The sequence below is a fragment of the Nonomuraea sp. WAC 01424 genome (assembly GCF_003947315.1).
GTDB lineage: Bacteria > Actinomycetota > Actinomycetes > Streptosporangiales > Streptosporangiaceae > Nonomuraea > Nonomuraea spiralis.
The window spans coordinates 485,362-506,882 of sequence record NZ_QHHZ01000003.1; the positions used below are offsets into that span (position 1 = coordinate 485,362).

At 68.9% G+C, this 21,521-nt stretch carries 29 protein-coding genes; 5 read left to right on the forward strand and 24 right to left on the reverse strand.

Annotated elements, in window-relative coordinates:
- Window positions 1-48: 48 nt before the first annotated feature.
- From DMB42_RS11745 to DMB42_RS56335, 18 genes are all read right to left on the reverse strand, one after another.
- Window positions 49-1,020, reverse strand: coding sequence for a DNA cytosine methyltransferase (locus DMB42_RS11745; RefSeq protein ID WP_125633586.1), 972 nt, complete (start codon window positions 1,018-1,020; stop codon window positions 49-51).
- The gene (locus DMB42_RS11750) at window positions 1,013-1,372 is read right to left on the reverse strand and encodes a hypothetical protein (protein WP_125633588.1); all 360 of its coding nucleotides are present in this window, start codon (window positions 1,370-1,372) and stop codon (window positions 1,013-1,015) included. Before DMB42_RS11750 ends, DMB42_RS11745 begins: the two co-directional genes overlap by 8 nt.
- Entirely contained in the window at window positions 1,369-1,722 is a 354-nt protein-coding gene (locus DMB42_RS11755; RefSeq protein ID WP_125633590.1) for a hypothetical protein, read from the reverse strand. The genes DMB42_RS11750 and DMB42_RS11755 overlap by 4 nt, the downstream gene beginning before the upstream one ends.
- On the reverse strand, window positions 1,719-2,438 hold the full coding sequence (locus DMB42_RS11760) for a hypothetical protein (protein WP_125633592.1): 720 nt from the start codon (window positions 2,436-2,438) through the stop codon (window positions 1,719-1,721). The genes DMB42_RS11755 and DMB42_RS11760 overlap by 4 nt, the downstream gene beginning before the upstream one ends.
- Window positions 2,435-2,830 carry a hypothetical protein gene (locus tag DMB42_RS11765; protein WP_125633594.1) on the reverse strand — a complete coding sequence of 132 codons (396 nt, stop codon included), beginning with the start codon at window positions 2,828-2,830 and terminating at the stop codon, window positions 2,435-2,437. The genes DMB42_RS11760 and DMB42_RS11765 overlap by 4 nt, the downstream gene beginning before the upstream one ends.
- Window positions 2,827-3,198: a hypothetical protein gene (locus DMB42_RS11770; RefSeq protein WP_125633596.1), complete on the reverse strand. Its 372-nt coding sequence runs from the start codon at window positions 3,196-3,198 to the stop codon at window positions 2,827-2,829. The genes DMB42_RS11765 and DMB42_RS11770 overlap by 4 nt, the downstream gene beginning before the upstream one ends.
- Window positions 3,199-3,278: 80 nt before the next feature.
- Window positions 3,279-3,428 carry a hypothetical protein gene (locus tag DMB42_RS53130; RefSeq protein ID WP_185844599.1) on the reverse strand — a complete coding sequence of 50 codons (150 nt, stop codon included), beginning with the start codon at window positions 3,426-3,428 and terminating at the stop codon, window positions 3,279-3,281.
- A complete protein-coding gene (locus DMB42_RS11775; RefSeq protein ID WP_125633598.1) occupies window positions 3,425-3,880 on the reverse strand; it encodes a hypothetical protein in 456 nt (151 codons plus the stop codon). Before DMB42_RS11775 ends, DMB42_RS53130 begins: the two co-directional genes overlap by 4 nt.
- Window positions 3,877-4,221, reverse strand: a complete 345-nt coding sequence (locus DMB42_RS11780; protein ID WP_125633600.1) for a hypothetical protein — start codon at window positions 4,219-4,221, stop codon at window positions 3,877-3,879. Before DMB42_RS11780 ends, DMB42_RS11775 begins: the two co-directional genes overlap by 4 nt.
- Window positions 4,218-5,054, reverse strand: a complete 837-nt coding sequence (locus DMB42_RS11785) for an ERF family protein (RefSeq protein WP_185844600.1) — start codon at window positions 5,052-5,054, stop codon at window positions 4,218-4,220. The genes DMB42_RS11780 and DMB42_RS11785 overlap by 4 nt, the downstream gene beginning before the upstream one ends.
- A complete protein-coding gene (locus tag DMB42_RS53135; RefSeq protein WP_185844601.1) occupies window positions 5,051-5,287 on the reverse strand; it encodes a hypothetical protein in 237 nt (78 codons plus the stop codon). Before DMB42_RS53135 ends, DMB42_RS11785 begins: the two co-directional genes overlap by 4 nt.
- Entirely contained in the window at window positions 5,284-5,511 is a 228-nt protein-coding gene (locus DMB42_RS53140; protein WP_185844602.1) for a hypothetical protein, read from the reverse strand. Before DMB42_RS53140 ends, DMB42_RS53135 begins: the two co-directional genes overlap by 4 nt.
- Window positions 5,508-5,765, reverse strand: coding sequence for a hypothetical protein (locus DMB42_RS11790; protein WP_125633604.1), 258 nt, complete (start codon window positions 5,763-5,765; stop codon window positions 5,508-5,510). The genes DMB42_RS53140 and DMB42_RS11790 overlap by 4 nt, the downstream gene beginning before the upstream one ends.
- Entirely contained in the window at window positions 5,765-6,019 is a 255-nt protein-coding gene (locus DMB42_RS11795; RefSeq protein WP_125633606.1) for a hypothetical protein, read from the reverse strand. Before DMB42_RS11795 ends, DMB42_RS11790 begins: the two co-directional genes overlap by 1 nt.
- 199 nt (window positions 6,020-6,218) lie before the next feature.
- Window positions 6,219-6,497 carry a hypothetical protein gene (locus tag DMB42_RS11800; protein WP_125633608.1) on the reverse strand — a complete coding sequence of 93 codons (279 nt, stop codon included), beginning with the start codon at window positions 6,495-6,497 and terminating at the stop codon, window positions 6,219-6,221.
- Window positions 6,497-7,195: a phage antirepressor N-terminal domain-containing protein gene (locus DMB42_RS11805; RefSeq protein ID WP_125633610.1), complete on the reverse strand. Its 699-nt coding sequence runs from the start codon at window positions 7,193-7,195 to the stop codon at window positions 6,497-6,499. Before DMB42_RS11805 ends, DMB42_RS11800 begins: the two co-directional genes overlap by 1 nt.
- Entirely contained in the window at window positions 7,192-7,371 is a 180-nt protein-coding gene (locus tag DMB42_RS11810; RefSeq protein WP_125633612.1) for a hypothetical protein, read from the reverse strand. Before DMB42_RS11810 ends, DMB42_RS11805 begins: the two co-directional genes overlap by 4 nt.
- Window positions 7,368-7,607 (reverse strand): helix-turn-helix transcriptional regulator, encoded by a 240-nt coding sequence (locus tag DMB42_RS56335; protein ID WP_125633614.1) that lies wholly within the window; start codon window positions 7,605-7,607, stop codon window positions 7,368-7,370. The genes DMB42_RS11810 and DMB42_RS56335 overlap by 4 nt, the downstream gene beginning before the upstream one ends.
- Window positions 7,608-7,933: 326 nt before the next feature.
- Between DMB42_RS56335 and DMB42_RS11820 the strand changes: the two genes are divergently transcribed.
- Together DMB42_RS11820 and DMB42_RS11825 are read left to right on the forward strand one after the other, a co-directional pair.
- Window positions 7,934-8,296, forward strand: coding sequence for a hypothetical protein (locus DMB42_RS11820; RefSeq protein WP_125633616.1), 363 nt, complete (start codon window positions 7,934-7,936; stop codon window positions 8,294-8,296).
- A gap of 225 nt (window positions 8,297-8,521) precedes the next feature.
- The gene (locus tag DMB42_RS11825; protein WP_125633618.1) at window positions 8,522-8,926 is read left to right on the forward strand and encodes a hypothetical protein; all 405 of its coding nucleotides are present in this window, start codon (window positions 8,522-8,524) and stop codon (window positions 8,924-8,926) included.
- A 728-nt stretch (window positions 8,927-9,654) separates the two neighbouring features.
- On the opposite strand, the gene DMB42_RS11830 is transcribed toward DMB42_RS11825, so the two are convergent.
- From DMB42_RS11830 to DMB42_RS11855, 6 genes are all read right to left on the reverse strand, one after another.
- Window positions 9,655-11,109 (reverse strand): recombinase family protein, encoded by a 1,455-nt coding sequence (locus tag DMB42_RS11830; RefSeq protein WP_125633620.1) that lies wholly within the window; start codon window positions 11,107-11,109, stop codon window positions 9,655-9,657.
- Window positions 11,069-11,734: a ComEA family DNA-binding protein gene (locus tag DMB42_RS11835; protein ID WP_125633622.1), complete on the reverse strand. Its 666-nt coding sequence runs from the start codon at window positions 11,732-11,734 to the stop codon at window positions 11,069-11,071. Before DMB42_RS11835 ends, DMB42_RS11830 begins: the two co-directional genes overlap by 41 nt.
- A gap of 544 nt (window positions 11,735-12,278) precedes the next feature.
- Window positions 12,279-13,100 carry a DegV family protein gene (locus DMB42_RS11840; RefSeq protein WP_125633624.1) on the reverse strand — a complete coding sequence of 274 codons (822 nt, stop codon included), beginning with the start codon at window positions 13,098-13,100 and terminating at the stop codon, window positions 12,279-12,281.
- A 35-nt stretch (window positions 13,101-13,135) separates the two neighbouring features.
- Window positions 13,136-14,344, reverse strand: a complete 1,209-nt coding sequence (hutI, locus tag DMB42_RS11845; protein ID WP_125633626.1) for an imidazolonepropionase — start codon at window positions 14,342-14,344, stop codon at window positions 13,136-13,138.
- A gap of 426 nt (window positions 14,345-14,770) precedes the next feature.
- On the reverse strand, window positions 14,771-16,183 hold the full coding sequence (gene hflX, locus DMB42_RS11850) for a GTPase HflX (protein ID WP_125633893.1): 1,413 nt from the start codon (window positions 16,181-16,183) through the stop codon (window positions 14,771-14,773).
- A gap of 85 nt (window positions 16,184-16,268) precedes the next feature.
- On the reverse strand, window positions 16,269-16,961 hold the full coding sequence (locus DMB42_RS11855) for a DUF4097 family beta strand repeat-containing protein (protein WP_125633628.1): 693 nt from the start codon (window positions 16,959-16,961) through the stop codon (window positions 16,269-16,271).
- Window positions 16,962-17,117: 156 nt separating this feature from the next.
- Here DMB42_RS11855 and aceB point away from each other — a divergent pair, with 156 nt between their 5' ends.
- From aceB to DMB42_RS11870, 3 genes are all read left to right on the forward strand, one after another.
- Window positions 17,118-18,695, forward strand: a complete 1,578-nt coding sequence (aceB, locus tag DMB42_RS11860) for a malate synthase A (RefSeq protein WP_185844604.1) — start codon at window positions 17,118-17,120, stop codon at window positions 18,693-18,695.
- 179 nt (window positions 18,696-18,874) lie between these two features.
- Window positions 18,875-20,314, forward strand: coding sequence for an FAD-linked oxidase C-terminal domain-containing protein (locus DMB42_RS11865; protein ID WP_125633630.1), 1,440 nt, complete (start codon window positions 18,875-18,877; stop codon window positions 20,312-20,314).
- Window positions 20,314-21,519 carry an FAD-binding oxidoreductase gene (locus DMB42_RS11870; protein ID WP_125633632.1) on the forward strand — a complete coding sequence of 402 codons (1,206 nt, stop codon included), beginning with the start codon at window positions 20,314-20,316 and terminating at the stop codon, window positions 21,517-21,519. The genes DMB42_RS11865 and DMB42_RS11870 overlap by 1 nt, the downstream gene beginning before the upstream one ends.
- The last annotated feature ends 2 nt before the right edge of the window (window positions 21,520-21,521 follow it).

Genomic DNA, 21,521 nt, shown 5'->3' on the forward strand with positions numbered 1-21,521 from the left:
GAGAGAAGCCGTCGAGGTAGTCCTGCTGGCAGCAGCGGCGGAGGCCGGTCATGCCGCCACCTCCCGGGAGTCCACGGCGACGATGCGGCGAGTGACCCACTCCGCCAGCGGAACCGGGACTGCGTTGCCCAGCTGTCGATACCGGGCGACATCGGGTTGCCCCGCAGTCCAGTCGACAGGGAAGCCCTGTAGACGCTCGCACTCGATGGGCATGTAACGGCGCACCACGTCTGTGGCGACCATCGGATAGGACGAGCCACCGCCCGGCGTACGCAGAGTGAAGGCCGGCTCCCCGGGCGCGCCGTACTCGATCTGCGCGCCGCCGGCCCGCCCCCGCACGGCCACGGGGGCGGGCGCTGTCAGTCCGTCGGCGGTCCAGTGGCCGCTTCCAGTGCCGCCATCAGCCAAGGCGGCAGTGTCCGGCCGGTCGCCTGCGCTCGCTGGAGGACTCCAGCAGCCGCCTTCGGGCTCAAGTAGTACTTCGACGGGACTGCGGACGTCGGCTCCAGCACGTCCGACAATGAGGAGGCGACGGCGACGCTGGGCGACTCCGAAGTGTCGCGCGTCCACCACCCTCCAGCAGACCCCCATCCCGAGGTCGGCCAGGTCGTCGAGGATGACTCCGAAGTCTTGGCCGCGGTTGACCGAAAGCAGGCCGGCGACGTTCTCGCCGAAGAACCAGGCGGGGTCTGCCTCGCGCAGCAGGCGCCGCGTGTGGGACCACAGGCCGGATCGCGCGTCGGCCAAGCCCTCGCGGCGGCCGGCGATGCTGTTGCCCTGGCAGGGCCAGCCGGCGGTGATGATCCCTCGCTCTGGAACAAATCCGGCTGCTCGAAGAGCGTCACCAGTCACCTCTCTCACGTCTTCGAACAGGACCGTGTCGGGGAAGTGGCGCCGCAGCACCCTGCGGGCCGCCGCGTCGATCTCGACCGCGGCGACGACCTTGACACCGGAGCGCTGCAGCGCAAGGTCGAAGCCGCCGATGCCGGCGAACAGGGAGACGGCGGTCAGGTCAGTCATCGCCGCCCCCGAACACGTCGTGCAGGTCGGCCGGGTAGCGCTCGGCCTCACCCTTGAGCGCCGCGCGGAGGATCCTCTGATGCCGGTCCAACTCGGGGTTGTAGGCCGGGTCCGCCATCTCCTCCACAGCCGGGCGGTGCCAGCCGAACAGGTGGGAGAACGCGTCCCCAAGCGTGCGAACCAGGAGGGAGGCGCACATCACAGTGGCTACTGCGCCGCCCGCAGCGATCGCGGCGGTCGGCCACGAGAACGGCTCGGCGATCAGGTCACGGACGGCAAGCGCTGAGATGGTGGCGCACACGGACGTGGAGAACGCGTAGGCGGCAGCGAAGAACAGACGGGACGGCTTCACGGCTTGCCGCCCTTCTCTGCCTGAGCGGCCTCAGCGAGGTCCCACAGCGCACCCTTCAGCCGGGCCAGGTGGTACGGGTACATCTCCAGCACCGACGAGGCGAGAGCCGTGGAGAACGCCTTGACGATGTCCTCGACACGATCCCGGTAGCGGTCCCGGTCCAGCACGATCGGGTCTGTCTCGCCCTCGACGACGACCGCCCGGAACAAGCTGGTCGATCCATCGCGAGTGATGCGGATGTCCAACCTCGCGCCGGACCGGTTCACAATCACGAGCCCGAGCGCCTTGTCCGGGCTGCCGGAGAAGTAGCCCAGGTGGGCAGCGACCCGCTCGGGGGTGATCTCGCTCATGCCGCACCTCGCGTCTCGGCCGGAGCAACCTCGGTGGTCTCCGCGTCGAGCGGGAGCTCCTTGCGCCACGGGCTGTCGGCCAGCCGTTTGCTGCCATCCGTCTGCCGAACAGGCATCCAGATGCCGATGAAGTAGTCCTCCACACGGACGACGACCGGATCGGTCGTCTTGGCGCCGAAGGACACCGACAGGGGGACGCCCTTGCGCATCGCCTTGGTCCAGCGCGAGAGGTACATCGGGGCGAGATTCAGATGCGGGCTGGCGGGCTGTTCCTCGCGGTGAATGACCTTGGCCATGATCTTGCGCCATGAGGCGATCGACCGGTCATCGCGACCGTGCAAAACCAGCGTGTTGCCGTCCTTGGCCGACACCGTCAGGGCGGGCCTGTCGGCCGGGTCCAGGATGGTTTCGGCCTCCACGCTGCCGACGGTGAGTTGCACATCCGGGTTGGCGTTCCTGTCGAACTTGAACAGCTTCAGCATGACGGCGGCGTCAGCTCGGCCGATCGCGATCGTGGAGTCGGCGGTGGCGTCACGCAGGCGATGCCGAGTGACGGCCATCGTGTACCTGTCGCTGGCGATGGCGTAGAGGACGTTGTCTCGCACCTCGATGCGGACGATGTCGAGCTCAGGTGTGTTCTTGTCGCCGCTCGCGTGAGGCAGAACGGGGACGATCAGGTCGTGAAGCTCGGCGGTGTTGAGCACGATGTCGCTCATGCTGCGTCCTTCGGGGAGTAGGGGGGACGGCCGGCCGGAACCGCGACGGGCTCGACGACGGCCGGGAGGGTGACGGTCTGCTGGTCGTCGCCGTTCATCACCGGCGGGCGTTGCAGCGGGACGATCGCCTTCTCGGGGGACCAGAAGTCCGTCCATCCGCGGATCAGGAACGCGGAGTCACCTTCGGCGTCGGCGTTGCACACGTCGCGCCCGTCGAAGGTGAGCTTCCAGCCGTCGCGGGATGCGGCCTGGCGGATCTGCTCTCGGAATGAGACAGCGGAGTCCAGCACGATCGCGTGGGTGTAGACCTTGCCGCACGCGTCACAGGCCATCTGCCCGTCACACGGCAGGGACGGAGCCGACGGTGTGGTCTTTTCAAGAGTGGTGGTCATGATTCCTCCTGAAGAGGCTCGATGCGGGGGCGGGAAGGAAGGAGATCGCCGCGTTCGGCGTCGCGGCGGCGGAGTTCGGCGGCGACGGCGTAGGAGCCGATGTGGTCCCAGGCGTCGGACCAGAGGCTGGGATCTCGCGGGAGGGATGCCTCCCACTCCTGGCCCTTCTTCCAGTCGCGGAGCCGGGGGCGGCTGTGCCAGCGGTCCCACCAGGACCTCCAGCGTTGGCGGCGGTGCCACATGCGGCGCCGGAACTCTGCCGGCAGGAGACGCCACGAGCGCAGGACCAGAGCGCGGAACCGCTGCCGCAGCGGCTGCTTGACGCTGACTTGTTCCTCGCGGACTGGTGCGGAGCTGTGGCGTCCCATGCGATCTCCTGTTGCTGAAGTGGTCTTGAGAGCCGCCCCTCGCCCCGTCCCCCGAGAGGTCGGGGCGAGGAAGCGGAAGATCAGGGATGGTCGGAATGAGAGCCGTAGCGAGGGTCGGAGAGCATCGCGGTGAGGCAGTCCGAGCAGGTGCCGCACGGCGACTCGTCAGGCCAGCGCTCGATGCAGCCGACCTCGCCCGCCAGCGCCTCAGGACGTAGCGGGCCGTTCACGACGCCTCCCGCACCTGCTCGGCGTGCCATCCGGCCAGCGCCTCACGGCGATCTGCGGCGACCTCGGCGTACGTCCGCGTGTCCCACGCGTGGACGAGCAGGTGCAGCTCGTAGCCCCACGGCGGTTCCTCCGTGAGTTCGCTGTTGTGCCGCCGGCACGTGGGGACGGCGTTGTCCGGCTCGGTGATCGACCCGCCGCGCGCCCGGGTGAGCGGCTCGTGCAGGTCGTCGGCCCACTGTCCGCACCACGGCACGATGCAGGGCGGGGTGCCGTCGGGGAACATCGCGTGCTTCATGGCGCGGCGCTCGAGGTTCTCCGCCTGGCGCTTCTTCGACTGGTTGCGGATCGGCTTCCGCTCGAGGTTGCCAGCCGCCCGCAGAGGCGTCTTCCGCTCGAGCGGCTTGCCCTGCTTCAGAGGCGTCCGGCGCTGGGGAGGGTTGCCGCGCTTCACAGCGTCCCTCCCGCCATCTGCATCTCCGCGCGGGCCGTGGACTGGATCGTCCGGCCGACGTCGATCCGGGCGTGGAGCGCCTTGATGTGCTCCTTCTGCAGCCGGACTGCCGCCGCGCCCTTCTCGTGGGTGCGCCACAGCGGGTCGGTCTGCATCACCGCGACCTGCTTGCGGTCCTCAACCGAGCCAGTCGCTTCGCGGAACGCCTTCGCGAACGCGACCTTGAACTCACCCTCGGCCTCGATGGCGAGGAACTCGAGGTCGGCCAGCTTGTTGACCGCGTCGTCCAGGTCGCGGGAGAGCTGCCCGAGCTGCTTGACGATGGTGAGCATCTCGCTCATGCCCCACCGCCATTCGGCGTGGGCGGCACGGTAGCGAACGGGTCAAACAGCTCAGACGAGTCGAGACGTTCGGCCTTCTTCGGGTTGGCGATCGTCTCCTTCTCAAGCTTGTTGTGCGCCTTGAGCTCGGGGCCGGTCATCAGGCCGGCTGCGGCCTTCTCCTCGTCGGTCAGCTTCGACCTCGACACCGTCCGGTCCTTGTTGCGGGGCAGCCCGTCAGGCACCTGCTTGCCCCGCTCAATCAGCAGGTCGACCAGCCGCATCTCGTTGCCGGCCGCGTCGGTGACGAGCTGGGCAAGCATCCCCGCCCGGTTCGCCTCCCGGTACGTCCGCTCAAGGTCCTGCTTGGTGGCGTTGCCGTTCAGCGCCTCCATGCGGAAGTCCTCGACGGTCTTGGCCGGCGACCGCTCGTAGGACATCTCGTCCGGCTCCGGGTCGTTCGTGCGCAGGTTCAACACCTGAATCAGCGCGGTCCGCCAGGCAACCGCCATGGCCTTGGCCATCGCCTTGTCGCCCGAGTCCATCGCCTCACCAGGCACCCGCGCGTCGATGTGGTCGCCCGCGGGCCCGTAGAAGCGGTAGGTGACCTCGACCGTCGCGTGCCCCATCTGAGTGCGGTTCTTGCCGACCTCAACGGTCTCGTAGGAGCTGGTCTCCATGATGGGGACGACCACGATGCCGAACTTGTCGAGGTGGGGGCCGACCGCGTTCACCACGGCCTCGACGCCCCGGTAGACGAAGTTCTGCTGCGTGTTGCGCTCCCGCTTGCGGATCGCACCAACCTTGCGCTTGGCCTCGACGATGAGCTGAATGACGCTCTGCGGCTCGGTCACGTGTCCTGTTCCCTTCGGTACTCGTCCTCCGCCTCGAACCCGATCTCGGGACCGCCCCGGTAGCTGGGCCGGGACTGCTCCCGCCAGGCGGCTACCGCGCCGGCGCACACTTCCCGGTGATCGGTGGCCAGACGGGAGTGCAGCTCTCCATCGACAGCCATCGCCAGCACCGTGAGCGGGGACAGGCGGAGACGATCCGCAGCGTCGTTGATGGACAGCCAGGTGAAGGTCACAGAACCTCACCGCCCTCGCTGCCGCGGCATCCTGGGCGACAGGGCAGGCCCGACAGGTCTCGGCAGATCGGGCAGCAGTCCTCGTCGTCGAAGTCCTGCTCGCCGGTGTCGGTGATGTCCAGCCCGCAAAGGGACACGTTCTCGTTGCAGCAGTACAGGTGGTTCTCGTCCGGATCGGCCTTGGTGCGGCCCTCGGCAATGAGGAACGGGGCGAGCACGGTCATGCCGTCACCGCCTGCTCGGCTATGGCCGCCCACTTCCGCCAGGCGTGGCCGGCTCCGGGACGCCACCAGATCTCCGCGTCCTCAGGCAGGCGCCACCGCTCCTGGTATTCGAGGATCAGCGCGCACTGCATGTGAGCCTCAGCGATGCCGTCCACCGGTTCGGTGGCCCTCTGCTCGTCGCCCTCGGAGTCCAGACAGGTACCGCGCACCTGGTACTCGGCGACCAGGTTGCGTGTGAGCGTGGGGGCGGGCATCAGGCCACCGCCTCGGCCTGCGAGGCGAAGTCCGCGCGACGCGCCTGGTCGATCAGCCGGTCTGTCTCGTCACCGGCCGGACGAACCCGGTCGTCGAAGGAGTAGCCGCACGCCAGGTCGAGAGCCTCACCAGGGGTGAGCTTGTGGCGTTCGGTCAGCACCGCGGCGAGCAGCGCCGTCCGCAAGTGGGTGCCGCCCTGGTCGAGCTGGTGCGCGTAGGTGTAGGCGGCGAGTGTTTCAAGTACCTTGTTCATGACTTCCTGCTCCTTCAGTCGTGGTCCGACTCGTGGATGAGCGGGTGGTCTTGCGAGGTCAGCCCTGTCCGGCTGGCCTCGCGCTTTCAGGCGGTGAGCTGGTACTCGGCGGCGATCTCAAGCGCGTCGTCGAGGTCCAGCCGGATCACGTGGCAGGCGAACGCCTCGGCACATCGCTCGTTGAACTCGGCGGCGGTCATCACAGGCCGTCCCGCTGTCCGACGTAACGCACGTACACCTCGTACAAGCCCGGCGCCGTGTCACTAGCGCGGGTCACGGCCTCGAAGAGACGGGCCGGCATCCCAGCCATCCGCCCCTCATTCAGCCGGCCCGCGAGCGTCGCCATGGTGGCGCGGCGCTGTCCCGACGCGACGACCGCCCAACTGCCGGGCTTCTGCCGCAGTTGCTCAGCGATGGCGGACCAGTTACGCCGCAACTTCTTCGGCGGAGGCGGGTCCCGGAAGACGAGTTCAGTCATCAGGACTCGCCCCGCTTCACTGGCAGCACCCGCTCGGCGGCGCCGTCATCCAACCGCAGCTGCGCCCACGGCAGCGGCTCGAACTGGCGGATCACGTTGTCGAACTCGCCGAACAGAATCGGCAGAGCCCACGCCCTGATCTCCCAGCTCGTCCCGTTGAACCAGAAGTACTTGCGCTTCTTACGGCGCGGCACACAGCCGCCCTGCCGCAGGAAGCCGGCCAGCCGCAGGCCTGCGGTGAAGAACGGCGTCGGATAGTCGTAGCCGTACTCCTGCCCGTACAGGGCCATCGCGTCGTCGAAGCTGATCGCCATCGGCGCGAGCTCGGCCTGAGCGAGCCGCGGGTTGGCGACGCTGCCCTTCGTGAAATACGCCTCGATCACGTCGGCAACCTCGTTCTGGTACGCGACCAGGATCGGGCGAGCGGCATCGCTGACGCGCTTCTCGTCGATCGTCGCCAGCAGCATCAGGAAGGTGCGGAGGTCGACCACGACCATCTGGCGGGTCCGGCCGTCCTCGGCAACCATTGGCACCAGGCCAACGGTTGCCCACGACTTCGACTCCAACTTCCGATACTGCGTGGGGTAGTCCAAGCCGATGTGCTCGACGGCTGGCTTGAGGATGATGCGCGGTTTCCCGTTCTCCTGGGCCGCCAGAATTTCCCCGCCGTGGAAGGGGATGTGAACGATGTCGCTCATGCCGCCTCCCCCGCCGTCTTGCGTTCGGCGGCTTCCCGGTCCAGGCGGCGCTGTACGACGTCGACCAGCCCAAGGAGTCGCGCCACCCTGCGGAGTTGCTCAGGCGACGGCATGTCAATGAGCTCGACAAGCGGCCGGGAGAGGCCGCGCCCCTCCACCGGGTTGGGGGTGTTCATGCTGCCCCCTTGCGTGGGCCGGTCTCTCGGCTAATCGCTGCCGTCTCGACCTGGAGTGCGCGGGCGAGGAGGTTGAGCCTCCTGTGGGAGATCGGGCGCCGCTCCAGTTCCACGTTCCGCAGAGACTGCGGGTGCATGTCGATGCGGGCAGCGAGCTCCTCGACGCTCAAGCCGTCCTTCTCGCGGAGCGCTCGTATGGCGGGGCCGTGCTGCGGTGTGTTCTTGGTTGGTGGCACGTACTCACAATATGACTCAGTTACGCATCACACAACCCTCTCCTATGACTCACTTGATGTCAGAGCCCCTGTTGAGACTCAGTACGACTTGCGTTGCTGTCGGGACACTTGGTTCGTGACATGGGTAGACATCAATTACTCTTGGAGAGTTGACTAGTCCTACTGAGTCCGCCACTCTCGGTGGAGCACCATCCTGACGAGAGGTGTCAGAAGTGGATACGCATACACCTGAGGCGTGGACCCGCCTCGGGGAACTCCTACTGGCACGTCGCGTAGAACTCGATGTCAGATACCGCAACCGCAGAGCGTTCGCGGCCACTGTCGGCATGGACTACCGAGTCCTCTACGACGTCGAGAGCGCGCGACGCACCAACTTCTCGGACGCCACCAAGCGGGCGATCGAGCAGGCGTACCAACTCAAGTCCGGAGCCGTCGACCGCGCACTCCAAGGCGGAGACCTGGAGCCGAGCGAGACGGACCGCCGCACCCAACCACGCGAGGCCATCTCCGACGTCGAGTCGCGCTATGCGGACAGGGCCGAGCAACACCTCTGGGAGACGCCCGGCCTTAGTGCCACACAACGCCGGCAACTCATCGGCCACCTTCAGGCGATGCGCCGGGCGGACGAGGCACATGAGCGCCACCAGTCTCACGCCGAGGTGCACGAGTTTCGCCGCCGAAGCCAATAACCCCGCACGAAGCCGAGGCTCCGGGATCACGACGATCCGGAGCCTTGTTTGCGTCGCCACCGGGGCATGCCCGGCCACGCCAGGGCACACCACGTCACGATAAGGTCACGACCGTTAACGGCCTGTAGACGATTCAACAACTCGGGCGTCCAATATGAGGAACATTCGGGGCGAGGGGGAACAACGACGTCCATTGTGGTACGTCGCGCAACAAAAGAGGTGATCGTGACAGGCAAGACGGGCAACGGAGCCTCAGAACGCCAACTGATCGAACACGTCCTAGGAGTAATCAAGGAACGGCTCGTCGCCGCCAAGGTGCTGAGCGAGTCCGAGTTACGAGATGCTGAGTTTCTTCAGCGTCGCCTCAATGAAGTAGTAGAAGATCTCCAATCCGCGCACGACACGATCGCCGATCTCACGCACCAGTTATACGGAAGCGAAGACAACCCTGTCCCTGTACAGCTGCGGCACGCGCTACGCAGCCACGGCAGCGGCCTGCAGCCCGTCCGCCTCGATCTCGGCGGCATACCGAGGATCCTTCTCATCCCCCAGCGGGGATATGACGACCCGGTCGCCGAAGCACAGCTCTGGCGTCAGCTGCGAGAGCGCTACGGGGAGAGTGGCGCATGAAGATGCCGAAGATAGTGGAGATCGAGGACGCTCCCCTGCCGGCCGTCGCCTACGAAAAGGACGGCGAACTGATCGTCGAGGTGGACGCCAAACTCAAAGGCAAAGAGCGGGCCACCGCGATCGTCGATGCAGCACGGGCATACAAACGCAACCTCGGTTCGCTGATTCTGCTGCCGCTCGCGTTATACGCCTGGGAGCCGATCAAGAATGCGACCATGACGCACCCAGGAGTTGCGCTCGGGACGACTGCCGCCAGCTTGGGGGCAATTGCCACCGCCGCGATCGTCGCTGGGACCGGGCTGAAAGACGGGGACGCGGCGCCTAGTGCAGCTCCGCACACCATGACGACGACCGCCACTCATTCCTACTCGACACATCGGCCAACCCGGAGGCCGAGCCCATCGGCGACCTCCCGGGCACCCAGCCCTCAGGCAACGTTGCCTCCCATCGGCCCTCCGAAGATCACCACTCCACCGCACAGCAGCGGACGCCCCCAAGCGTCACCCACCAGACGGAGACGGCCGAGCCCACGCCCTCCAGACACGCGTCCATCCGGAACTCCCACAGCCCCGGGTGCCCGCGGGGCCGACCCTTCGCCGGCCGACAGTCACGCGCCACCTGGGCCGCCAACACCTCCAGCGACAGCCGCATCAGCCCCTACGCCAACCCAAGGCGCCACCGCCGCAGCAGGACGCGACTGCCTCGTTCGCGTGGATCTCAACCCGCTGCTAGATGCGTGTCTCCTCGGCTGATCGCGGCACAATCCGGTCCGGGTCGAAGCGGCGCGCCTTCTCCTTCGGGTGGGGCAGCACCGCGAACCCGTTAGGCACGATCGCTTGAAGCACATCGCGCCGCTCTTTGGGGGCGAGGTCGCTCCACCCCTCCTCGACATCGCCCTCAAGGAGCCGACGCAGCACCCGAGGCACCGACCCGAGCGTAAACATGCGAGCATCCTTGATACGCGCCTCGATGATGTCGCGCGCCTCGCTGTATTCGGCGAGAGTGATACGGCGCGTCGCCCACATGCGGGCGAGGTCTTTGAGCTGACTCTCATCCTCGGCCACCTGCCTGCGGACATCCTCCGACGACCCGCCGGACACTGCGGCAAGCAGGTTCGTCGTCACGTTCTCGTCAGAGAGGTACTCGATCATTCTCCGGCCGATCAGATCTTCGGCGGCGAGTGCCGTGATGGCGATCTTCCCGCACCCTCCCCGCGGGGTCGGACACCAGTACCTCGGTCCGACTCGCTTGGTTGCAGCGGTGCCGATCAGTGGATAGTCGCACAGCGAGCACCACAAGGTGCCGGTGAGCCAGCGCGTGAGCTGGTTCCGATGCCCGGTCGCACGGTTGGAGATCCGCTCCCTAACCTCTTCCCAGACGTCGCGGTCCAAGATGGCCGGCCATGTCGCTTCTCCCACCACAGCGCCCCGGAACCGGCGCAAGCCAGCGATGCGAGGGCCGGTGAGGATGGACCAAACCGACCTGGCGTTCCACTCCGCACCCCGGACAGGAGCAATGTCACGCTCGTTCAGCATGGCCGCGATGCTGTTGAGCGACTCACCTTCAAGCACCCGCTCGGCCATCCACTCGACGGTGTCGGCTTCGTCCTGGCGTACCGTCGCCCCGTCCTGCTCGTAGCCGAAGGCGCGTATCCCGCCCCCGCCCGGCCTGCCCGACATGGCGAGCTCCTCGTGCTTGCGCGCCACTCGACGGGATGTGTCGCGGGAGCTCTTGTTGGCAACGGCGACCATGACTCGGGCCATGGTGACGTCGGCGTCGTTGGCCAGCCTGAGCGAACCGGAGACGGACTCCACAGGGATGCGATGGTGTTTGGACTCGACGACGTCGATGAGGTCTTCAAGGTCGCGCGGGTCGCGGGCTACCCGGTCGAGGTCGTAGGCGAGGAGTCCGTCTGCGGTGCCGTCGGCGAGCATGTCGAGCCCACGACGGAATCCTGGGCGCACGGTTCTCAGGCCTTCTCCCCCGTCAGGGAGTCGGATCTTGCGGCGTTTGAACGCCGAGGTGTCGTTCTCGATGATGACGTGAGTCTCGTCGGGGCCGATGGTCCAGCCGAGCCTGTCGGCAAGTCGTCGTCCGTCTTCGTCTTGGCGGGTGACGCCGGCCGCTTCGCCGCTCTTGTCGTCACTGATGCGCAGCAGAAGGATGGCGCGTATGGGCTTCACGGTTCGCTAGCTTAATCTCTTTTATTCGTTTCGGGGGGCCGATGCCGCTCACCTCGCGGAGTTGGTCGACGCTGGTGAAGCCGCCGTGGGTGGTGCGGAACTCGGCGATCCGGGCGGCCAGCACCTCTCCTACTCCGGGAAGGTCTTCCAACTGGTCGGGGGTGGCGGAGTTGAGGTCGAGGATGGTTGTGGCGGGATCTACGACGGGAGATCCGGCAGCCGCTGCGGCTGCGGGGGCGCCCACGACGATCTGCTCTCCGTCGATCAGGCGTCTGGCCAGATTGAGGGAGCCTGTGGCGGCGCCGTGCTTGAGCCCGCCTGCCGCTGTCACCGCGTCCGTCACCCGGGAGCCTTGGGGAAGCAGGTAGACGCCGGGATTACGGATCTTGCCCGCCACCTGGACGGTCACCTTGGCGGTGGGCGACGGCGTCAGCGGGGCGATGACGGGTGGGGGTGCCAGGGGCTCGGGGGCGGGCTGGGAGCGCCAGACGAAGAAGGCGGCGGTCGCGACGGCCAGGGCGCCTACGGCAATGAGCACACGCAGGCCAGGCTTGCCGAGGTCGAGGGCGGTGGCGGGTTGGGAGGAGGCGATGGCGGCCCGGAACGCCTGGAAGGTGGGAGGCATAGGGGCAGGGCTGCCCGTCAACCGACGGCCGGTGGGCCGTGACGGAGCCTCCGCGACCTGAGATTCAGCCCACGTCTCGGACTGCGGATCGGCCCGGTGCTCAGATCGCGGCGCGGCCTCGAAAGCGGCCCACGCCTCGGACCAGGACTCCGCCCCACGCACGGATCGCGACGCGGCGTCGGCATCAGTCCAAGGCTCGGTTTGGGACTTTGTCCCCCGCTTGGGCCTTGGCCCCCTTCGAAGGTCTTCGGCCAACGGCGGGACGGCTTTGAGCTGCGCCTTTTGGGCGTTCCAGGGCTCGTCGGGGTAGGGATGCGTGCTGCGTCGCCCTGAGCGGGGCCTACGGGCAGGGGTGGTGATCGACCGTAGCCTGGATTCGGCTATGGTCCGCTCCGCCGTCGGGTCCTGAGATCGCACGCCGACGAACCTAGGGACACAACCCCCCGCCAGAAGTCACCGAATCAGGTTCTGGGGATGAAGAAGGCGAGGGACGAAGAGGGTTGTGGACAAACGCCCCGGGAAAGCAGGCACGGAAAGCACCAGGTCACCCCTCGTACGGCGTGACCGTCACCCCCAGCATCCCCGGCCCCACATGCGCCCCGATCACCGCCCCCACCTCCACCACCCGCACCCCCGCCCCCCCGCCCGGCGCCCGCTTGGACAACCGCTCGCCCAGCATCTCGGCCCGCCCCCGCGCCCCCATGTGCTGCACCGCCACCTCCACAACCCCCGAGGACGCCGCCGCGGCCTCCACCGCCAGGTCCTCCAGCCGTGCGATCGCCCGCGCCGACGTACGGACCTTCTCCAGCAGCGAGATGCGCCCGTCCACGATGTGCAGCAGCGGTTTGATCATGAGAGCCGAGCCGAACAGCGAGGCGGCGGCGCCGATGCGGCCGCTGCGGCGCAGGTACTCCAGCGTGTCCACGTAGAAGAAGGTCCTGGTGGCGGCGGCGACGCGGCGGGCGGCGGCGGCCACGGCGGGCAGTTCGGCCCCGGTCGCGGCCGAGCGGGCCGCCGCCAGCACGGGGTAGCCGAGGCCCATCGCGATGGAACGGCTGTCGATCACCTCGACCGGCACGGACGCGCCCTCGGCCGCCGCCATGGCCGAGTCGGCGGTGCCGGACAGTTCGCCGGAAAGGTGGATCGAGACCACGCCCGTCGCGCCGGCGGCGGCCAGCGCGTCGTAGCAGGCGGCGAAGCGGGAGGGCGACGGGCGCGAGGTGGTGACGCCGGCGAGGTCGCCGGTGAAGGTGTCCTCGTCACGGGGGATGCCGCGGTCGACCACCTGTACGGGCACCACCGTCACCCCGGGCACGGCAGGCAGATACGCGGTGGAATCGGTGACGACGGCGACAGAGGGCGGCATATCCCGAGATTAGCCACCGAATCCCGGATGCGGCGTTACTGGACGGGCGTCCCGCCCCGCCACACTCGGCGCGGCTTGAGCCCGAAGGACCAGGCGAAGGCGCCCTCGTGGTCGGCGTCCCACTGGACGATGTCGGCCAGTCGCCCGGGAGCCAGCACCCCGCGGTCGGGCGCCCCGAGCACGGTCGCGCCACCCAGCGTGGCCGCCCGCAGCGCGTCGTTGACGCTCATGCCGAACGCCGACACCGCCATGGCGATGACCAGCGACATCGAGGTGATGCCGCAGTAGCCGGGGTTGTGGTCGCTGCCGAGGGCGATCTGCACGCCGTGCTTGATCATCTGGCGGACCGGCGGCACGTGGCCGCGCTGGAGCGCCGTGGCCGGGCAGACCACCGCGGGCACGCCGTAACGGGACATGATCGCGATGTCCTCGTCGGACATGTGGTGCAGGCCGTCGGCGGAGGCGCAGCCGAGCTCGGCGGCCAGCTGCACGGCGCCGCGACGGCTGAACAGGCCGGCGTGGATGCGCGGGAGCAGCCCGACGTTGCGGCCCGAGGCGAGGACCCAGCGGGACTCCTCGGTGGTGAAGTGGCCCTCGTCGCAGTAGACGTCGACGCTGTCGGCGCCGGCCGCCGCCGCGTCGGCGCACCAGGCGCCCACGGCCTCGACGTACTCGCGCTGGCGGCCGAAGTACTCGGGCGGGACGACGTGCGCCGCGAGGAAGGTGACGTGCACCCGCGGCATCATCGGCTCCTTCTCCAGCTCGCGCAGGAGCCGCACGTCGGCCAGCTCGCCGTCGCGGGTGAGGTGGTAGCCGGTCTTGGCCTCGACGGTGGTGGTGCCGCTGAGCAGCCAGCTCCGCAGGCGCTCGCGCACGCCGTTGCACAGCGTCCAGGGGTCGGTGCCGCGCGTCACGGTGACGGTGGAGCCGACGCCGCCGCCCGCCGCGGTGATCGAGGCCGCGCTGGAACCACCGGTACGGATCGCCAGCTCGGCGTAGCGGTTGCCGGCGTAGACCGGATGGGTGTGCGCGTCGATGAGACCGGGCGTGACGAGCGCGCCGCCGAGGTTCTCCACGTGGTCGACGTCGACGATGTCATCGACGACGCCGGGCACGCTCTGCGGGAGGTCGGGCGCCCGCCCGACCCAGGCGATGCGGTCGTTGTGCACGAGGATGGCCGCGTTGCTGAGGACCTCGTTGCCCGTCCACAGGCGGCCGATGTTGGTCAAGAGTCGAACGGTCATCGCACCACCGCCCCGCGCAGGCGCAGCACCCAGCGCACGGCCTGTGCCGCGCCCACTGAGTCCGCTCCGGGTCCGGACGACATGGGGGGTCTCCTGCTCTCATCCGCGTGATGTTGTGCGGTGACCGTATCGCCAGAGACATGATCCGGCGATTTCAGTTCAGTTACGTTATTTCACAGCCGGGCTTGGTGTACAGGGTTATTCGGAAGAAAGACCACTCATCCCATCCGTCACCCGGGCACGCCTTACCCCCTGGCCCCCGCTGACGACTGTGGCACTCGACGTCATCATCCGAAACCCAGAACCGAAACCCAAAAACCAGACCAACGTTAGGTCTGGCCATCCTAGCAACCCCGGGGTTCGCGGACCACTGCCCTATTTGGGCAGCTCTGCGCTACTTTGAGCGAGAGCTGCCCAGCCGTCCCGCTAAGAGACGCGTTCGACGGGCTTACCTACCCGCTCCAGCTCCTGGAACAGGCTCGGCAACACGCGGGCGTGCAGGACGGTGCCGTCACCGACGTGCTCGACGGAGAGCACCTCGCCCTCCTTGTGGGCCCGCGAGACGAGGTCGCCCCGGTCATAAGGCACCAGGAGGTGGACCTCGTGGTCGAGGCGCGGCAGCCGCTCCTCGATGAGCCGCATGAGCTCGGTGACGCCCTTGCCGGTACGGGCCGAGACCACGATGCTGTCGCGCTCGCGCCTGGCGATGCGGTCGAGCACCTCCTGGTCGGCCGCGTCGGCCTTGTTGATCACCACGACCTCGGGCACCTCGGAGGCGCCCTCGATGTCGGCGAACACCTCGCGGACGGCCGCGAGCTGCCCCTCGGGGTCGGGGTGCGAGCCGTCGACCACGTGCAGGATCAGGTCGGCGTCGGCGACCTCCTCCAGCGTGGACCGGAACGCCTCGATGAGCTGGTGGGGCAGGTGGCGGACGAACCCGACGGTGTCGGCGATCGTGAACAGCCGGCCCTCCGGCGTGCGCGCGCGGCGTACGGTCGGGTCGAGCGTGGCGAACAGCGCGTCCTCGACCAGCACACCCGCACCGGTGATGCGGTTGAGCAGCGAGGACTTGCCCGCGTTGGTGTAACCCGCGATGGCCACGGCCGGGACCTCGCGATGCTGGCGCCGGTGGCGCATGGTCTCACGCGAGGTGGACATGCCGCTGATCTGGCGGCGCAGCTTGGACATGCGCTCGCGGATGCGGCGCCGGTCAAGCTCGATCTTGGTCTCACCGGGGCCGCGGCCGCCGATGCCCACGCCGCCCGCGGCGCGGCCGCCGACCTGGCGGGACAGGTTGCCACCCCAGCCTCGCAGGCGCGGCAGCAGGTACTGCAGCTGCGCCAGCTCGACCTGGGCCTTGCCCTCGCGGCTCTTGGCGTGCTGGGCGAAGATGTCGAGGATCAGCGCCGTACGGTCGATGACCTTGACCTTGACCGTCTCCTCGAGCTGGCGGAGCTGACCGGGGGTCAGCTCGCCGTCGCAGATGACGGTGTCGGCGCCGGTCGAGTCGACCACGTCGCGCAGCTCCAGGGCCTTGCCCGAGCCGATGTACGTGGCCGGGTCGGGCTTCTGGCGCCGCTGGATGAGCCCTTCGAGCACCTCGGACCCGGCTGTCTCGGCCAGGAGCTTGAGCTCCAGCAGGGAATTCTCGGCGTCCTCGGCTGTGCCGGAGGTCCAGACGCCGACAAGGACGACCCGCTCGAGCCGCAGCTGCCGGTACTCGACCTCGGAGACATCCTGGAGTTCGGTGGAGAGGCCCGCCACGCGGCGCAGCGCCTGGCGCTCCTCGAGGTCCATGTCGCCGGTCTCGAACTCGTCGAGCGCGGTGTATTCGTGCATTCGTGTCATCTCTATGAGGGAAACGTCTGGACACCTCGGTGTCTTCCCACGATGGTGGCACGACATCCCGGGAGTCATCACCTGGTTATCCCGCGGACACCACCACGTCGCCGGAACCCGCGGTCAGGGAGATCTTGTGGGGCGAGGCCGGGTCGGACTTGATCGGCACGCTGGCGTCGCCGGACCCCACGTCGGTCTTGATGTCGTAGGCCCCGGTGGGCACCCGCAGGGTGATGTCACCCGAGCCGCACTCCAGCTCCGCGCTGTCGGGCGCGGCGGCGTACTTGAGCTCGACGTTGCCCGATCCGGCCTTGACGTACGCCTTCTTGCCCGTGATGTTCGAGCCGTCGATGTCACCGGAGCCGAGTTCGACGTCGAGCTGGCCGCTCAGCGCCCGCAGGGTGATGTCGCCCGAACCGCTGTCGAGGTCGACGGCAAGGCCCTTGGGGATCTCGATCTTGTAGTCGACGCTGCAACTCCCCCAGTTCGACGGGCAGTCGTACGTCACGAAGAGCGCCTGGCCCTCGACCTTGTGCTGCGGCCGGGGCTTGTCGTCGCCCCGCCAGCGCAACGTCTCGATGACGCGGATGGCCGTGCCATCGGTCTCGGTGATCACGGTGTCGCCGGCGTCACTCTTGACCTGCAGCTTGGAAACCTTGTCCTTCACCTCGTAGGACGCGGTGTCCTGGCTCGTGGAACCGCCGAAGCTCTCGATCCGGCAGCCCGTCAGCACCAGCGCGGCGGCCAGCAGCCCGCCCGCCACAGCAATCGTCTTCATGCCTCCGATCTTTTCGCGGGCATGACACCCCCCGCATCGGGGATGCCCCCGAAGACGACCCAGGGATACCCCAGCCTTTGACCCGGGATCCCTGGCGGGGGTAGCTTCACTTCCACAATCCAGAATTTGTTTTCCATGATGCGGAAAAGAGGGGACATGGAGATCACCGGCCCGATGCTCGAACGGTTCGACGAGATCCTCACGCCGGAGGCGCTCGACTTCGTGGCGGCTCTCCAGCGGGAGTTCGGCGCCAGGCGGCTGGAGCTGCTCGACGCCCGCCGGACGCGGCAGGCGGAGTTGTCGGCCGGCGGGACGCTCGACTTCCTGCCGGAGACCAAGGAGGTCAGGGAGGGCGAGTGGCGGGTCGCGCCGCCGGCCCCCGGCCTGGAGGACCGCCGCGTCGAGATCACCGGTCCGGTCGACAGGAAGATGACCATCAACGCGCTCAATTCGGGCGCCAAGGTGTGGCTGGCCGACTTCGAGGACGCCAACTCCCCCCTCTGGGAGAACTGCGTGTCCGGGCAGCTCAACCTGCGCGAGGCGCTCGACCGGGCGATCGACTTCGAGACCGGCGGCAAGACGTACGCGCTGGGGCCCGACGACGAGCTGGCCACGATCGTGGTGCGCCCGCGCGGCTGGCACCTGGACGAGAAGCACGCCCAGGTGGACGGGCGGCCGGTGTCGGCGTCGATCTTCGACTTCGGGCTGTACTTCTTCCACTGCGCGCGGCGGCAGCTCGACAAGGGCAAGGGGCCGTACTTCTACCTGCCCAAGATGGAGTCGCACCTGGAGGCGCGACTCTGGAACGACGTGTTCACGCGGGCGCAGGAGCTCCTCGGCATCCCGTACGGGACCATCAGGGCGACCGTGCTCATCGAGACCTATCCGGCGGCGTTCGAGATGGAGGAGATCCTCTACGAGCTGCGCGACCACTCGGCCGGGCTCAACGCGGGACGCTGGGACTACCTGTTCAGCGTGATCAAGAAGTTCCGGACGCGGGGGCGGGAGTTCCTGCTGCCCGAGCGGAACGCGGTGACCATGACGGCGCCGTTCATGCGGGCCTACACCGAACTGCTGGTGCGTACGTGTCACAAGCGCGGCGCGCACGCCATCGGCGGGATGGCGGCGTTCATCCCCTCGCGGCGCGACCCCGAGGTGAACGCGGTGGCGCTGGAGAAGGTGCGGGCGGACAAGACGCGCGAGTCGGGCGACGGGTTCGACGGTTCGTGGGTGGCGCACCCGGACCTGGTGCCGGTGTGCCGCGAGGTGTTCGACGGCGTGCTCGGGGCGCGGCCCAACCAGCTCGACCGGCTGCGCGAGGACGTCAGCGTGTCGGCCGCCGACCTGCTGTCGGTGTCCGAGACGCCCGGTGAGATCACCGAGACGGGCCTGCGCAACAACGTCGACGTGGCCCTGCGCTACCTGGCCGCGTGGATGGGCGGGCTGGGCGCGGTCGCGATCCACAACCTCATGGAGGACGCCGCGACGGCCGAGATCTCGCGCTCGCAGATCTGGCAGTGGATCCACAACGACATCACGCTGGCCGACACCGGTGAGCAGGTGACCAAGGAGCTCGTGGAGCGGATCATCGCCGAGGAGCTGGACCGGATCTCCGCCGAGCCGGGCTACGACGAGCGGCTGTTCGGGCAGGCGACGGCGCTGTTCAAGGAGGTGGCGCTGGACGACGACTTCGCCGAGTTCCTGACGCTGCCGGCGTACGCACAAATGCCGTAGATGGTGAAATTTGCGGTTATGTCCGGCGCGTCAGCGCCGGACATAACCGCACCGCCGAACATGACCAGCACCACCGGACATATCCGCACCTCCGAAAACCGGCCAGGTCGCCTCCGAAAAGTGGCCAGATCGGGCGATACGAACGCACACTATGAGGTGAGAGACCTGGAAGGAGACCGGTGCTCGACACGCTGACGGCGGCGCTGCGTCCGCTGCTGCCTCCCGACTCGCTGATCACCGACCCGGTACGCCTGCGCACCTACGACTGCGACGGCCTGACCAACCACCGGGCGACGCCGGGCGTCGTCGTGCTGCCCGAGACGGCCGAGCAGGTCGCCGGAGTGGTACGGCTGTGCAACGAGTTCGGGGTGCCGTTCGTGGCCAGGGGTTCGGGCACGGGCCTGTCGGGCGGCGCGCTCCCCCGCGAGGACGGCGTGCTCATCGTCACCTCGAAGATGCGCCGGATCCTGGAGATCGACCTGCCCGACCGCAGGGCCGTGGTCGAGCCGGGCGTGACGAACCTGGCGATCACCGAGGCGGTACGCGACCAGGGCTACTACTACGCCCCCGACCCCTCCAGCCAGCAGGTCTGCTCCATCGGCGGCAACGTCGCCGAGAACTCCGGCGGCGCCCACTGCCTCAAGTACGGCTTCACCGTCAACCACGTCGAGGCGTGCGAGATCGTCACGCCGGACGGCGACCTGGTCGTCCTCGACCGTATGGACCCGGGCTACGACCTGCTCGGCGCGTTCATCGGCTCGGAGGGCACGCTGGGCATCGCCACCAAGATCACCGTACGGCTGAGCCGGGCGCCGGAGGCGGTGACCACGGTGCTGGCCGCGTTCGAGGACATCGAGCAGGGCGGACGGGCGGTGTCGGCGATCATCGGGGCAGGCATCGTGCCGGCCGCGATCGAGATGATGGACGCGCTGGCCATCGAGGCGGCCGAGGCGGCCGTCGCCTGTTCCTACCCGCGCGGCGCGGGCGCGGTGCTGATCGTGGAGCTGGACGGGCCGCGCGAGGCGGTCGAGCGGGAGTTCGCCCAGCTGACGCAGATCTGCTCGGGGGCGTTCGAGCTGCGCGTGGCGGCCGGTCCCGACGAGCGCGCGGCGATCTGGAAGGGACGCAAGTCGGCCTTCGCGGCCGTCGGGCGGATCAGCCCGGCCTACATCGTCCAGGACGGCGTGGTGCCGCGCACCTCGTTGCCCGGCGTGCTCGCGGCCATCGACCGGCTCTCGCGCGAGCACGACATCCGCGTGGCCAACGTCTTCCACGCCGGCGACGGCAACCTGCACCCGCTGGTGTTGTTCGACGACGCCGAGCCGGGCGCGGGTGAGCGGGCCGAGGCGGTCTCGGGCGCGATCCTCGACCTGTGCATCGAGCACGGCGGCTCGATCACCGGCGAGCACGGCGTCGGGGTGGACAAGTCCCGGTACATGCCGAAGATGTTCACCGCTGCCGACCTGGACACGATGCAGCTCGTCCGGTGCGCGTTCGATCCGGGCGGCCTGTCGAACCCGGGCAAGGTGTTCCCCACGCCGCGGTTGTGCGGCGAGGTGCCGGGTGTGCGCAAGGGTGTGCATCCGCTGGTCGAGTCGGGCAGGGCGGAGCAGTTCTGATGACGGATCCGGGCTCGGGCCCGCTCTCGGGCACCGGCGTGACGGTCAGGGAGGCCGGTCCCGGCGACACGGTGGGCGGCGTGCCGGCCCGGTGGGTGGCGCTGCCGGAGACGGTCGAGGAGATCGCCGCCGTGCTGCGCGCCTGCGCCGCGCACGACCTGGCGGCGGTGCCCGTGGGCGGCGGCACGAAGCTCCACTGGGGCCCGCCGCCGGAGCGGTGCGACGTGCTGCTCGACCTGTGCTGCATGAACGAGGTCCTGGAGCACGCGGCGGGTGACCTCGTAGTGCGCGTCCAGGCCGGGGTGACCATGGAGGCGCTGGCCGGGGTGCTCGCGGCCGAGGGGCAGGAGCTGGCGCTCGACGTGCCGTTCGCCGAGGGCGCGACCGTCGGGGGCACGCTCGCCGCCGCGCTGCCCGGCCCCCGCGCCTTCCGCTACGGCGCCGCCCGCGACCTGCTCATCGGCATCACGGTGGTGCTGGCCGACGGCACGATCGCCCGGTCGGGCGGCAAGGTGGTCAAGAACGTCGCGGGCTACGACCTCGGCAAACTCTTCACGGGCTCGTACGGCACCCTCGGGGTGATCGCGGAGGCCACGTTCCGGCTGCATCCGCTGCCCGGCGAGCGATGCTGGGTGGTCGCCGAGGTGCCCGCGGACGACGTGCCGGGGATCGCCGCGGCGCTGGCGGCCTCGCAGGCCGAGCCGAGCGCGGTCGAGGTGGACCGTCCGGAGCCGGGCGGTCCGGTGACGCTGGCCGCGCTGGTGGAGGGCACGGCGGCCGGGAAGCGGGCCGAAGCGCTGCGCGACCTGGCCGGCGCCGGTACGGTGACCTCCGTACCGCCGCCCTGGTGGGGCCTGGTCCCGGCGAACGAACTGCTGGTCGAGGTACGTTTCCCGCCCGCGGCCTGCGGCGCGGTGCTGGCGGCGGCGTCCGGGTGCGGCCTGTCGCTGCGCGGCTCGGCGGTCGCCGGGCGGGTGTCGCTGGAGCCGTGGGAGCCCGTCGGCGAGGCCGCCCTGCCGGCCCTGGTGACCGGGCTTCGGGAGCGGGTCGAGGCGGCGGGCGGCCGGGTGAACGTGGTGGCCACCCCGTACGCGGGGGTCGACAGGTGGGGACGGGTGAGCTCGCTGCCGTTGATGCGGCGGGTCAAGGAACGGTTCGATCCGGGGCGCAGGATGTCGCCCGGACGGCTGACGGGAGGCGTCTGACC

Coding starts and splice junctions, on each gene's coding strand:
- DMB42_RS11745 (WP_125633586.1), bottom strand. CDS start 1,020: ATGACTGACCTGACCGCCGTCTCCCTGTTCGCCGGCATCGGCGGCTTC.
- DMB42_RS11755 (WP_125633590.1), bottom strand. CDS start 1,722: ATGAGCGAGATCACCCCCGAGCGGGTCGCTGCCCACCTGGGCTACTTC.
- DMB42_RS11760 (WP_125633592.1), bottom strand. CDS start 2,438: ATGAGCGACATCGTGCTCAACACCGCCGAGCTTCACGACCTGATCGTC.
- DMB42_RS11765 (WP_125633594.1), bottom strand. CDS start 2,830: ATGACCACCACTCTTGAAAAGACCACACCGTCGGCTCCGTCCCTGCCG.
- DMB42_RS11770 (WP_125633596.1), bottom strand. CDS start 3,198: ATGGGACGCCACAGCTCCGCACCAGTCCGCGAGGAACAAGTCAGCGTC.
- DMB42_RS11780 (WP_125633600.1), bottom strand. CDS start 4,221: ATGAGCGAGATGCTCACCATCGTCAAGCAGCTCGGGCAGCTCTCCCGC.
- DMB42_RS53140 (WP_185844602.1), bottom strand. CDS start 5,511: ATGACCGTGCTCGCCCCGTTCCTCATTGCCGAGGGCCGCACCAAGGCC.
- DMB42_RS11790 (WP_125633604.1), bottom strand. CDS start 5,765: ATGCCCGCCCCCACGCTCACACGCAACCTGGTCGCCGAGTACCAGGTG.
- DMB42_RS11795 (WP_125633606.1), bottom strand. CDS start 6,019: ATGAACAAGGTACTTGAAACACTCGCCGCCTACACCTACGCGCACCAG.
- DMB42_RS11800 (WP_125633608.1), bottom strand. CDS start 6,497: ATGACTGAACTCGTCTTCCGGGACCCGCCTCCGCCGAAGAAGTTGCGG.
- DMB42_RS11805 (WP_125633610.1), bottom strand. CDS start 7,195: ATGAGCGACATCGTTCACATCCCCTTCCACGGCGGGGAAATTCTGGCG.
- DMB42_RS11810 (WP_125633612.1), bottom strand. CDS start 7,371: ATGAACACCCCCAACCCGGTGGAGGGGCGCGGCCTCTCCCGGCCGCTT.
- DMB42_RS11820 (WP_125633616.1), top strand. CDS start 7,934: ATGGACTACCGAGTCCTCTACGACGTCGAGAGCGCGCGACGCACCAAC.
- DMB42_RS11835 (WP_125633622.1), bottom strand. CDS start 11,734: ATGCCTCCCACCTTCCAGGCGTTCCGGGCCGCCATCGCCTCCTCCCAA.
- DMB42_RS11840 (WP_125633624.1), bottom strand. CDS start 13,100: ATGCCGCCCTCTGTCGCCGTCGTCACCGATTCCACCGCGTATCTGCCT.
- hutI (WP_125633626.1), bottom strand. CDS start 14,344: ATGACCGTTCGACTCTTGACCAACATCGGCCGCCTGTGGACGGGCAAC.
- hflX (WP_125633893.1), bottom strand. CDS start 16,183: ATGCACGAATACACCGCGCTCGACGAGTTCGAGACCGGCGACATGGAC.
- DMB42_RS11855 (WP_125633628.1), bottom strand. CDS start 16,961: ATGAAGACGATTGCTGTGGCGGGCGGGCTGCTGGCCGCCGCGCTGGTG.
- aceB (WP_185844604.1), top strand. CDS start 17,118: ATGGAGATCACCGGCCCGATGCTCGAACGGTTCGACGAGATCCTCACG.
- DMB42_RS11870 (WP_125633632.1), top strand. CDS start 20,314: ATGACGGATCCGGGCTCGGGCCCGCTCTCGGGCACCGGCGTGACGGTC.